The sequence below is a fragment of the Stenotrophomonas sp. ASS1 genome (assembly GCF_004346925.1).
Taxonomy (GTDB): domain Bacteria; phylum Pseudomonadota; class Gammaproteobacteria; order Xanthomonadales; family Xanthomonadaceae; genus Stenotrophomonas; species Stenotrophomonas maltophilia_A.
Map to the genome: position 1 here is coordinate 3,225,188 of NZ_CP031167.1, position 11,571 is coordinate 3,236,758.

Here is an 11,571-nt window from a genome sequence, read left to right on the forward strand (position 1 = left end):
AGGGCCATCAAACGCCGGGCCCTGCACCGGAATGGTACCGGCCACCACGCGGGTGGCCGGTACGGGGTACATCAGGCGGCGACGATGTTCACGATCTTGCCCGGCACGATGATGATCTTGCGCACCGTCAGGCCTTCCATGAACTTGGCCGCGTTGGGCTCGGCCAGGGCCAGTGCCTCGACCTGCTCGCGCGTGGCGTCGGCCGCCACGTCGATGGTGCCACGCAGCTTGCCGTTGACCTGCACGGCCAGGGTCAGCGCGTCGCGCACCAGCGCACCGGCATCGGCCTGCGGGAACGGCTGGTCTTCCAGCAGGGTCTCGCCATGGCCCAGCACCTGCCACAGGGCATGGCTGGCGTGCGGGGTGATCGGGTTGAGCAGCAGCACGATGGCCTGCAGCGCTTCCTGGCGCACCGCGCGCCCCTGCGCACTGCCGTCCTCGAACTTGGCCAGCGCGTTCATCAGTTCCATCACCGCGGCAATGGCGGTGTTGAAGCTGTGGCGGCGGCCATAGTCGTCACCGACCTTGCCGATGGTCTCGTGGGTCTTGCGGCGCAGTGCCTTCTGGTTGGCATCCAGTGCTGCAACATCCAGCGCTGGAGCGGCGCCATCGGCAGCATGCTTCTGCACCTGGGCCCACAGGCGGCGCAGGAAGCGGGCCATGCCATCCACACCGGCTTCGTTCCACTCCAGCGACTGTTCCGGCGGCGCGGCGAACATCGAGAACAGGCGCACGGTGTCGGCGCCGTACTTGTCGACCATCGCCTGCGGGTCCACGCCGTTGTTCTTCGACTTGGACATCTTCTCGGTGCCACCGACCACCACCGGCTGGCCGTCGGCGATCAGGGTCGCGCCGGTGATGCGGCCGCGCTCGTCGCGCTGCACTTCCACATCGGCCGGGTTGATCCAGTCCTTCGAGCCATCCGGGTTCGGGCGGTAGTAGGTCTCTGCAATCACCATGCCCTGGCACAGCAGATTGCGCGCCGGTTCGTTGCTGTCCACCATCCGCGCGTCGCGCAGCAGCTTGTGGTAGAAGCGGAAATACATCAGGTGCAGGATCGCGTGCTCGATGCCACCGATGTACTGGTCCACCGGCAGCCAGTAGTTGCCGCGCTTGTCGACGGCATCACGGGCACCCGGCGAGGTGTAGCGGGCGTAGTACCAGCTCGACTCCATGAAGGTGTCGAAGGTGTCGGTCTCGCGCTCGGCCGCGCCGCCGCAGTCCGGACAGGTGGTCTTGCGCCATTCCGGATCGGTCTTGATCGGCGAACCGGTACCCGAGAATGCCACGTCCTCCGGCAGCACCACCGGCAGCTGTTCTTCCGGCACCGGCACCGCACCGCACTTGGCGCAATAGATCACCGGAATCGGGCAGCCCCAGTAGCGCTGGCGGCTCACGCCCCAGTCGCGCAGGCGGTAGTTGACGCGGCGCTGGCCCTGGGCCTTGCGCTCGAATCGTTCGGCCAGGGCTTCGAAGGCACCCTGGAAATCCAGGCCATCGAACTCGGCCGAGTTGACCAGCTCGAAGGCACGGCTCTTGTCGCTGTACCAGTCCTGCCAGCGGCTGCCATCCCAGGTGCGCTCTTCTTCGGTGCGCGCATCCTTCAGCGCGATCACCTGCTTGATCGGCAGGCCGTACTTGTTGGCCACTTCGTTGTCGCGCTGGTCATGACCCGGCACGGCCATCACCGCGCCGGTGCCGTAGCCCATCAGCACGAAGTTGGCGACCCACACCGGCACCGGCTCGCCGGTGACCGGATGCAGCGCACGCAGGCCGGTGTCCATGCCGCGCTTTTCCTGGGTTTCCAGTTCCGCCTCGGACACGCCACCCTGCTTCAGGTCGGCCAGCATCGCGGCCAGTTCCGGGTTGTTCTTCGCCGCATGCAGCGCCAGCGGATGTTCGGCGGCGATCGACACGAAGGTCACGCCCATCACGGTATCCGGACGGGTGGTGAACACGCGCAGCGGATCCAGCACGCCGCCGTCAACGTCACGTACATCGAACTGGATTTCCAGGCCCTCGGAGCGGCCGATCCAGTTGCGCTGCATGGTCTTGACCGAATCCGGCCAGCCGTCCAGCTCGTCCAGGCCGTCCAGCAGTTCCTGGGCGTAATCGGTGATGCGCAGGAACCACTGCGGAATCTCGCGCTTCTCGACCAGGGCGCCGGAGCGCCAGCCGCGGCCGTCAATCACCTGCTCGTTGGCCAGCACGGTCTGGTCGACCGGGTCCCAGTTCACCACCGCATTGCGGCGGTAGGCCAGGCCCTTGCGCATCAGGCGGGTGAACATGCGCTGCTCGTGGACGTAGTAGTCCGGGCGGCAGGTGGCGAACTCGCGCGACCAGTCAACGGCATAGCCCATGGCCTTGAACTGGCCACGCATGTGCTCGATGTTCTTGTAGGTCCAGGCCGCCGGTGCGGTCTTGTTCTTGATCGCGGCGTTTTCCGCCGGCAGGCCGAACGCGTCCCAGCCCATCGGCTGCAGCACGTTGTGGCCGGTCATGCGCTTGTAGCGGCTGATCACGTCGCCGATCGTGTAATTGCGCACGTGGCCCATGTGCAGCGCACCGGACGGGTACGGAAGCATCGACAGGCAGTAGTACTTCGGCTTGTCCGAAGTCTCGTCGACTTCGAAGGCACGGGTGGCGTCCCAGTACTGCTGGGCGGCGGATTCAACCTGCTGCGGGTCGTAGGCGTTGGTTTCAGCGCTGGTCATGGAACACGCGGATGCGGCGGCAAAGCGGTACAGCGTACCGCAGTGCGGCAAACGTCTCCAATCCCGCCCACTGAAGGCCGGCTCCGCGAGCGCCCGAGGCCGGTCTCAGCGCGGCCGCGACAACGGCAGGGCCAGGGCCAGCCAGGCCGTCCAGCAGGCGAACGCAAGCCGTTGTGCCAGCGGCGCCGCCAACACGCCCTGCAGGGCAAACGCCGCCAGCGCGGCCAGTACGCCACAGGCGAGCGCCACCGCGCCCAGCGCGCGGCCATGCGCTTGGCGCAACTGCGACGTGCCCAGCAACAGGGTCCCGGCAACGAAACCCAGCACCCAGATCATCCAGGCGCTGGCATGCAGCTGGCTGGCCGGCCCGTGCAGGTCATCCACATCCAGCGGCAGCAGCCCCATCGCGGCGAACGCCAACCCGGCCAGCAGCAGCATCTGGCTGCCCACCCGGGGCGCCCAGCCGGCGGTTGCCGACAGCCCACGGCGCAGGCACTCGGCCACAACCACCGCCAGCAGGCCCGGCAGCACGAAGCCCAGCAGATTGAAGGCCAGCGCATGCGGCACCCCCTGTGCTCCCAGCAGCGCCACCGGGTGGCGAGCCTGTGCGTAGCCTTCCAGGCCGGCGCCGAAACCGAGCACCGCCAGCACGAACAGCAGTGCGGCGACCAGACCGGACAGGCGCAGCAACGGGGACAGGGACGACATGCAGGCTCCGGAAAGGACGGCGACAGGAAGGCGTCATTGTCAGGCATTTACTACAACCCGGGTTGAGACCGGCATCGATCGTCACCATAGAATCAGTCTCCAGACGCCAAACGATGCTTTCCCCCATGACCGAGACGACCTACGTATTCGACGCCACCACTGCGACCTTCGAGGCCGAAGTCCTGCAGAAGTCGCTGCAGACGCCGGTGCTGGTCGACTTCTGGGCCACCTGGTGCGGGCCGTGCAAGACCCTCGGGCCGATGCTGGAAAAGCTGGCTGCCGAGTACAACGGCGCCTTCGAACTGGCCAAGGTCGACGTCGACAAGGAACAGCAGATTGCCGCCGCCTTCCAGATCCGCTCGGTGCCGACCGTGTTCCTGGTGAAGGGCGGCCAGCTGGTGGACGGCTTCCCGGGGGCCATCCCGGAAGGCCAGCTGCGTGAATTCCTGGCCCAGCACGGCATCGTGCCGGCCGACATCGGCGACGCCGTCGCCGAAGACGAAGCGCCGCTGGACCCGCAGGCGCAGGTGGACGTGCTGCGCGCGCAGATCGCCGCCGAGCCGGACAAGGACGAGCTGAAGCTCGACCTGGCGCTGGCCCTGCTGCAGATCGGTGGCGTGGATGAAGCCGGTCTGCTGATCGATGGCCTGCCCGCCAATCTGGCCACCGACGACCGTGCCGTGCGTGCACGCGCCCGGCTGGCCTTCGCCTCGGCCCTGAAGGACGCCCCGGCCGCCGAAGTGCTGGACGCGCGCATCGCCGCCGATGGCAAGGACCTCAAGGCACGCCACCTGCGTGGCGTACAGCTGCTGCTCGGTGGCCACGACGAAGCCGCGCTGGCCCAGTTCCTGGAAATGCTGCGGATCGACCGCACGTTCGAGGACGGACTGCCGCGCAAGGCCCTGATCGACGCCTTCAATGTGATCTCCGACGAGGACCTGGTCGGCCAGTACCGCCGCCGGATGGCCTCCCTGCTGTTCTGAACGGGAACCCACTTCGTTCAGAATCCCTGCACTGAACGCGGGCAATAATGCGCGGGATGGCGGCCGTACGGTCGCCACGATCCGTTCGGGGGGATGAGGTCGGGGCCATGGGGTCTTGCAGCTGCGCCCCCGCATTGCCGGGATTGCAAACTGTGACCTTCGTCCGCTCGCTGTCGTTCGCCATGCGCTTCCAGGGCGCGCTGCTCTGCGCTCTTCTCTTCCTGCCGGCCATGGCCGCCGCCCAGGACTGGAACTACCGGGTCCGTCCCGGCGATACCCTGTGGGATCTGGGAGGCCTGTACCTCAAGCCCTCGGTGCGCTGGCAGCAGCTGCAACAGCACAACCGCATCGACAACCCCTACCAGCTGCCACCGGGGCAGCTGCTGCGCTTCCCGATCAGCTGGCTGCGCATCGAACCGGCACCTGCCCGCGTGCTGTCGGTGCGCGGCAAGGTCGAACTGTCAGGCGCCGATGGCAGCGCCTCGCGCGCGATACTCGCCGGGGAACAACTTCGCATCGGTGACACCGTGCAGACCGAAGGCGACTCCAGCGTCACGCTTGAATTCGCTGACGCCTCGCGCCTGCAGCTGCGCGAGTACTCCCGGCTGCGCCTGGACCAGCTCAGCCGCTACGGCCACACCGGCATGGTCGATACCCGCCTGCGCCTGCAGCAGGGCCGCGCCAGCAATCGGGTGACACCTGCCCGTGGCCCGGCCTCGCGCTACATCATCGATGCACCTACGGCGACCAGCAGCGTGCGCGGCACCGTCTTCCGGGTCAGCGCCGGTGACACCGGCCAGGTGGCTGCCACCGAAGTACTGCAGGGCAAGGTGCAGGTCGGCAACACCCACGGCAAGCGCCTGGTCCAGCCGGGACAGGCCAGCCGCAGCAGCAGCGCCGATGCCGCACCGGACGCTGTCTCCGCCCTTCTTCCAGCGCCGCAGCTGCGTAGCGACGAGGTGCGCCTGGCGCCCCTGCCGACCCTGCTTGCCTGGGACCCCGTCGACGGCGCCGCGCGCTACCGCGTGGAAGTTGTACAGGCAGCGACGCCGGAAATCCTGCTGTTTGCCGCCACCACCGCCGACACCCGGCTGGCGATCGGTGACCTGCCCCCCGGCCAGCTGCGCATCCTGTTGCGCGCGGTGGATGCACAGGGCGTGGAAGGCCTCGACGCCAGCGCCGATTTCGAACTCAGCGACCAGCCCCCGCCGCCGCTCACCGTGGCCCCCCTGCATGGGCAGACCGTCAACAGTGACCGCCCGCGCTTCCGTTGGAGCCAGGCGCCGGGCGCGCGCAGCAGCGTGCTGCAGATCGCCACCGAGCCGAGCTTCGTGCAGCCACTACAGGAACAGAGCACCCCAGGTACCGACCTGCGCCTGGCGCAGCCGCTGCCGCCCGGCGAGTACTTCTGGCGGGTGGCGTCGCGCGACGGCAACGGCCATCAGGGCCGCTACGGCCAGGCCCTGCCCCTGCAACTGAGCAATGAACCGGTCGACCCTGCCCTGCAGCCGCCTGAGGCCGCGCATGGCGAACTGACCCTGCGCTGGCAGGCCGGCAGCGAAGGCCAGCAGTACCGGGTGCAGGTGGACCGTCGTGGCGACTTCAGGGCGCCCCTGGTCGACCAGACCGTGAGCGAGCCGCAGGTCAGCTTCAAGCGGCCGTGGAGCGGCACCCTGCATGTGCGTGTGCAGTACATCGACGACGATGGTCATGCGGGTGAGTACTCACCGGCCCAGCAGATCAAGCTGCCCTGCCGCCTGTGCTACGGCGCCGGTGGTGGCGCCCTGCTGCTGTTGCTGTTGTTATGAGGCGCTCGCCGCTGCCGTGGCCGAAGCGGATCCTGCTGGCACTGCTGGCCGGGGTGCTGACGGTGATCGCCAGCCAGGGCCAGTGGCTGTGGCGACAGGACGAAGCGGCCTACGACGCCATGGTCGGCAACTGGGACTACCGCCCCGACCCCAGCGTGCTGATCGTGGCCATCGACGAGGGCAGCCTGCAGCGCATCGGCCAATGGCCCTGGCCCCGCTCGATCCATGCCCGCCTGCTCGACCGGCTGACCGATGCCGGTGCCGAGCGCGTCGCACTGGACCTGATGCTGTCCGAACCTGATCGTCGCGACAGCCGCCAGGACGATGAACTGGCCGCCGCGATACGCCGCAACGGCCGGGTGGTGCTGCCGGTACTCGCGGCACCGGCCGCCGGCGACCGCATGGCCGAGGAAATGCTGCCGATTCCGCAGATCGCGGCCAGTGCCGCAGCGATCGGCCACACCGATGTGGAAGTGGATGGCGATGGCGTCGCGCGCGGCGTGTACCTGCGTGCCGGCATCGGCCAGGCCCACTGGCCAGCACTCGGCCTGGCGCTGGCCGACCTGCCGGCGGGCGCGGTGCACGGCCTGCCCGACCCCGACCCGGAGATCGGTTCGCCCTATCAATGGCGGCGCAACGACTACGTGCGGGTGCGTTATGCCGGACCGCCCGAACGCCTGCCGCAGGTGTCCTATGCCGATGTGCTGGATGGTCACGTGGACATGGCGATGCTGCACGGCCGCCGCATCGTGGTGGGCATGACCGCCAGCGGCATCGCACCGCGGCTGCTGACCCCGACCACCCGCGAGTTCTGGATGAGCGGCAGTGAGTACCAGGCCAACATCGCTTCGATGCTGCTGCAGCACAAGCAGATCGACCTGCTGCCCCGCCTGGGGCAGCACGCCATCAGTGGCGTACTGGTGGCACTGTGCGTGATCCTGCTCGGCCTGCGCCTGCCATGGCTCGCGGCGCTGTGCTCGCTGCCGCTTCCACCGCTGCTGAGCTGGTTGCTGTTGCGCGCCGGTGACCTGTGGTGGGCACCGGCCAGCGCCATGCTGGGCATCCTGCTGGTGCTGCTGGCCTGGGCGACCTGGCGCGTCTCGGCCTGGCACCGCCTGGCCAACCGCGATGCGCTGACCGGTCTCGGCAATCGCCTGCGTTTCGAGCAGTCGCTGCAACAGGAATGCGATGCCGCGCGACGCAGTGGCAAGTCCTTGAGCCTCGCACTGATCGACGTTGACCATTTCAAGCGCCACAACGACCGCCACGGCCATCAGGTCGGCGACCGCGTGCTGCGCGATGTTGCACGCCTGATCGGTGCGCATGCGCGACGCCCTCGCGACATGGCCGCGCGCTACGGTGGCGACGAGTTCGCACTGGTGCTGCCCGATACCCCGGCCGAGGGCGCGCGCCAGGTCATCGAGGACCTGATTGCCTGCGTGCGTGCACTGCCGGCGCCCGGTGACGGCAGCGAAGCAGGCGTCACCCTCACCATCGGCGTGTTCACCCGCGTACCCGACGGCACGCTGCAACCACACCATTTCGTCGAAGGCGCCGACACCGCGTTGTACCAGGCCAAGGCCAACGGCCGCGACGGGTATGTCATCGACGGCGCATGAAGCAGGACATGCAAACCACCTGTAGAGTCGAGCTTGCTCGACTGCCTCCGCCTCATTCCAGCGGCCAGCGACACCACGCAAGCGGATAGTCTCCCAGCCGCGATGTCAGGCCCGCGCGCACGGGGTTGGCCAGTACATACAGTGACTGTTGCCGAACATCCTCCTCATTCCGGATCAGATGATCGTAGTAGCCCCGCTGCCACACCGGCAGTTCTTCATCGGAGTGCGCATTGACTGCAATGGCCACTCTGGACTTCAGTGACTGCATGCATCGCCCCAGGGTTCCTTGACGCAGCTGCATGACCCAGTGCAGATGATCGGGCATTACCACCCAGGCAAATGATCGCGTGAGTCCACGGCGGTCACTGTCACGAAGGTCGTCCATCAGGGTCGCCGCGTGTCGCGTATCTGCAAAGATGCGTCGACGACCCGCAGTGACAGTGGTGACTACGTAGAAGCATCCGATTGCGGAAAATCGACCGCGCAACAAGGCAGGGCTGGGCATGTAAACAGCATGGACCGGGGACCGAGCCGTACCCATCGGGAAAACCCTGAAATAGCTATCGGATGGCGTCGAGCGTATTCGCTGCTGCCCCTGAAAGCAGTCGAGCAAGCTTGTATGTTCCTCCCGGCTCCTACGCGGTATGTAGGAGCCAGGGTGGAGGGACCGTCAAGCATGCATCTGCGGATACTAGCCGACAGACGAGTCGAGCGATCCCCATCCCGCACACGAACGTCGATAAAGGATCGTACGGCCCCCAAAGGGGATCGTCGATGTAGGCAAGCTAACGTCGGTGCGGTACCACCCCAGCCCCTTAAAGATAGCTGGGAGCCGTACAAATGTCTGATTCTCTCGATATTGGCGTGGACGTGGACTCCAAGGAGTTCGTACCGGCAGTGGCCGACCGCAAGGCCGGCGACAGGATCGCCAACACCCGGGCCGGCATAGCCCAGTGGCTCAACACCTTGCCCCAGCGATGCCGGATTGGCATGGAGGCGACGGGGCGGTACTACGAGTTGTTGGCTCGGATGGCTGGCCAGGCAGGCCACGTTGTCTATGTGATCAATCCACGTCTGATCAAGCACTACGGCCGGGCGACGGGCTCGCGTGGCAAGACGGACGCCATGGACGCCGAAGCGATCGCCCGATACGTGAAGAAGGAGAACGATCGCCTGCGTGAATACGTACCGCGTACCGATGAGCAGCAGCAGATGCACGATTTGCTGCGCAAGCGGCAGACGCTGGTAAAGACACGCGCGCGCCTGGAGCAATCCTTCGGGGTAAGCAAAAGTGCCCCCGGGGAGCTGTCAGATCTGTTCTGCGCTCTGGCTGGGACGCTGTCCGAGCTGGAAAGCGAACTGCAGCGCTTGGGTCGCGATGGAGAGCATGGCACGCTCTACAAGCGCCTGTTGACCATCCCTGGTATCGGCCCCGCTGTCGCCGCTCACCTGATCTACTACATGACGCGCTGGCCGTTGGCCAACGCCAACGCGTGGATCGCCTGCACCGGCCTGGATCCCCGGCCCAACGAGTCTGGCGGAAGAACGGGACGGCGTCGGCTGTCCAAACAGGGCGCGCCAGTGCTGCGCCAGATGCTCTACATGGCCGCCATGGGGCTCAAGCGGTGTCGTCGGGGGCAACCGCTCTACGACGAGCTGTCAAAACGTGGTCACCCCAGCACCGCCGTCTTCAACATCCTGGCCAGAAAGCTGGCCAGGATCGCCTGGGGTGTCTTCAAAAGCGGCCGGGACTTCGATCCGGCCATGCTGAAGGTGGGTCAAGCCTGCTTCCAGCAGGCTTGACCACGAACATAGGATCTCGACTCTACAATTCGCCGGACCACGCCCGAATTGTGCGGACGCTCGCCCGGGGTGCAACATACGCATGCGAATGGTTAGACTGGGCGCCTCGCCCTGCGCCCCCGGACCCGCATGAACGCCCGCCTGTTCCGCTTCGGTATCAATCTCTGGCCGCCGTTCCTGTTCACCGGCATCCACGTCACCCGGGTCTCGCCGGACTACCGGCAGATCGACGTCGAACTGCGCATGCGGCCCTGGAACCGCAACTACGTCGGCACGCATTTCGGCGGCAGCCTGTTTGCGATGACCGATCCGTTCTGGATGCTTGGCCTGCTGCACATCCTCGGCCGCGACTACTACGTGTGGGACCGTGCCGGTGCCATCGATTTCCTCAAGCCCGGCAGAGGCACCGTACGTACGTCGTTCCGCATCGATGACGCACTGCTGGACGAACTGCGCGCCGAAGCCGCCGCTGGTGACAAAGTGCTGAGATGGTTCAGCAATGATGTCGTCGATGAAAGCGGCGAGGTGGTCGCCCAGGTGCGCAAGCAGGTCTACCTGCGGTTGAAGCCACACGCACGCTGAGCGCGCTTCAGTCACGTCCCGCAGCAGTCGAAGCCGATTCCTTCTGCAACGGCACCGACAGCCACGGGTTCTCTTCAGCGCTGCGCGCTGGAGAGCGACGCGGCACCTGCAGGTGGCGGCCGTCGGCCGACAGCTGCGGCGCCCGCACCGGCGAGCGGAACTGCACCGGCAGCCGCTGCAGTGCGTCCACCGGATCATCCGTCTGCTGCCGCAGCCAACGCTGCGCCCCCAGCAGCCGCACCATCGCCGCGGCATCCTGTGGCCGTGACGAATAGGCAGGATAGATCGGCGCGGCGATATCGGTCAGCACGCAGCCCATGACGTTCGACAGGCAGCCGAAGTCATGCTGCGGTGGCGCCGGCACTGGCAACGGGCGATCCGCTTCCAGCGCCGATGTGGCTGCCGCGCCACAGGCCCAGCCAAGATTGCGGGCCGCGCGGGCCAGGGTGCTGCTGCGATCCAGCACCAGCACGCCGCCGAACTCCCGCGCCGATGTCTCGATCGCCGCCCGGCTCATCGCGTACTCACCCTGCATGGCACGGCACAGGCTCTGTTCCTCGGCCCGCAGCGGCTGCATGGCCTGTTCGCACTCCGCCGGCAAGGGGTGGTCGGCCGGCAGTTCGACCAGCATGTCGGCCAGCAGCTGGGCATTGGCCTGCACCAGGCTGGCACCGATGATGCTCTCGACCAGATAGCTGCTGCCGGGCAACAGCCGCCGGCCCAGTTGCAAGCCACGGCAGGCACCTCGCAGGGCACCGTCGATATCGCCCTGCACGTACGCCAGCGCGCGTGCACTGGTGGCGTCCATCACCACGCCATAGGTCGGCAACGGAACCAGAACGCCCTCGCCCTTCGGCGGGAACGGCGACATGAAGTAGTCCGCTTCGGCCAGCTGATCCAGCCGCGCATGCAACTGCTGGTGCCCGGCATGGGCCTCCACGAAGCGTTGCGGGTCCGCGCGGACCTGGGCGAGGCAGCCGCTGGCGGCCGGCCCGCAACTGGCACCGGGCCGCGAGCGCAGCTCGGCATGGTTGGCCACCAGGTGTGTCTGGCCGCCGCTGCTGCCCCGCAGGTCGGCCTCCCAACGGCGCACGTCCTCGGCCAACGCCTGCTCGCGCTGGCGGGCATCCAGATCGTCGAACGGCAGCGTCCACAACAGGGCATAACCGTTGTGGCCAGTCGCCGGCAGGCGTGCTTCCAGTCGCTGCTGCGCCTGCAGCCGCGATTCGGGCACCGGCCACATGCGCGAGGCGCACCACACCACGATGGCCAGCACCAGCAGGCCTGCCAGGGTCCAGCCCAGTCCGCGCAGAATCTTCAACACAGCTTCCCTTCCATGTGCCGTTGCCGCAGT

Annotated in this window: 9 protein-coding genes; 5 read left to right on the forward strand and 4 right to left on the reverse strand. The window is 67.2% G+C overall.

Going from position 1 to position 11,571, the window contains the following annotated elements:
- Nucleotides 1–71: 71 nt before the first annotated feature.
- A complete protein-coding gene (leuS, locus tag MG068_RS15090; protein WP_071228710.1) occupies nucleotides 72–2,714 on the reverse strand; it encodes a leucine--tRNA ligase in 2,643 nt (880 codons plus the stop codon).
- Between the two features lie 105 nt (nucleotides 2,715–2,819).
- Nucleotides 2,820–3,422 (reverse strand): DUF998 domain-containing protein, encoded by a 603-nt coding sequence (locus MG068_RS15095; RefSeq protein WP_049421055.1) that lies wholly within the window; start codon nucleotides 3,420–3,422, stop codon nucleotides 2,820–2,822.
- Nucleotides 3,423–3,547: 125 nt separating this feature from the next.
- Here MG068_RS15095 and trxA point away from each other — a divergent pair, with 125 nt between their 5' ends.
- From trxA to MG068_RS15110, 3 genes are all read left to right on the forward strand, one after another.
- Nucleotides 3,548–4,405, forward strand: a complete 858-nt coding sequence (trxA, locus tag MG068_RS15100) for a thioredoxin (protein WP_049463215.1) — start codon at nucleotides 3,548–3,550, stop codon at nucleotides 4,403–4,405.
- A gap of 107 nt (nucleotides 4,406–4,512) precedes the next feature.
- Complete coding sequence (locus tag MG068_RS15105; RefSeq protein WP_032128980.1) at nucleotides 4,513–6,213, forward strand: FecR family protein; 1,701 nt, start codon at nucleotides 4,513–4,515, stop codon at nucleotides 6,211–6,213.
- Nucleotides 6,210–7,832: a CHASE2 domain-containing protein gene (locus MG068_RS15110; protein WP_132810575.1), complete on the forward strand. Its 1,623-nt coding sequence runs from the start codon at nucleotides 6,210–6,212 to the stop codon at nucleotides 7,830–7,832. The genes MG068_RS15105 and MG068_RS15110 overlap by 4 nt, the downstream gene beginning before the upstream one ends.
- 52 nt (nucleotides 7,833–7,884) lie before the next feature.
- Here MG068_RS15110 and MG068_RS15115 read toward each other — a convergent pair whose 3' ends face one another.
- Nucleotides 7,885–8,373, reverse strand: a complete 489-nt coding sequence (locus tag MG068_RS15115) for an REP-associated tyrosine transposase (protein WP_489686046.1) — start codon at nucleotides 8,371–8,373, stop codon at nucleotides 7,885–7,887.
- A 299-nt stretch (nucleotides 8,374–8,672) separates the two neighbouring features.
- Here MG068_RS15115 and MG068_RS15120 point away from each other — a divergent pair, with 299 nt between their 5' ends.
- On the forward strand, nucleotides 8,673–9,635 hold the full coding sequence (locus MG068_RS15120; RefSeq protein ID WP_132808894.1) for an IS110 family transposase: 963 nt from the start codon (nucleotides 8,673–8,675) through the stop codon (nucleotides 9,633–9,635).
- Nucleotides 9,636–9,764: 129 nt separating this feature from the next.
- Nucleotides 9,765–10,217, forward strand: a complete 453-nt coding sequence (locus MG068_RS15125) for a DUF4442 domain-containing protein (protein ID WP_032128978.1) — start codon at nucleotides 9,765–9,767, stop codon at nucleotides 10,215–10,217.
- A 7-nt stretch (nucleotides 10,218–10,224) separates the two neighbouring features.
- Here MG068_RS15125 and MG068_RS15130 read toward each other — a convergent pair whose 3' ends face one another.
- A complete protein-coding gene (locus MG068_RS15130) occupies nucleotides 10,225–11,541 on the reverse strand; it encodes a hypothetical protein (RefSeq protein ID WP_132810577.1) in 1,317 nt (438 codons plus the stop codon).
- Nucleotides 11,542–11,571: the final 30 nt, after the last annotated feature.

Coding starts and splice junctions, on each gene's coding strand:
- leuS (WP_071228710.1), bottom strand. CDS start 2,714: ATGACCAGCGCTGAAACCAACGCCTACGACCCGCAGCAGGTTGAATCC.
- MG068_RS15095 (WP_049421055.1), bottom strand. CDS start 3,422: ATGTCGTCCCTGTCCCCGTTGCTGCGCCTGTCCGGTCTGGTCGCCGCA.
- trxA (WP_049463215.1), top strand. CDS start 3,548: ATGACCGAGACGACCTACGTATTCGACGCCACCACTGCGACCTTCGAG.
- MG068_RS15105 (WP_032128980.1), top strand. CDS start 4,513: ATGGGGTCTTGCAGCTGCGCCCCCGCATTGCCGGGATTGCAAACTGTG.
- MG068_RS15110 (WP_132810575.1), top strand. CDS start 6,210: ATGAGGCGCTCGCCGCTGCCGTGGCCGAAGCGGATCCTGCTGGCACTG.
- MG068_RS15115 (WP_489686046.1), bottom strand. CDS start 8,373: ATGGGTACGGCTCGGTCCCCGGTCCATGCTGTTTACATGCCCAGCCCT.
- MG068_RS15120 (WP_132808894.1), top strand. CDS start 8,673: ATGTCTGATTCTCTCGATATTGGCGTGGACGTGGACTCCAAGGAGTTC.
- MG068_RS15125 (WP_032128978.1), top strand. CDS start 9,765: ATGAACGCCCGCCTGTTCCGCTTCGGTATCAATCTCTGGCCGCCGTTC.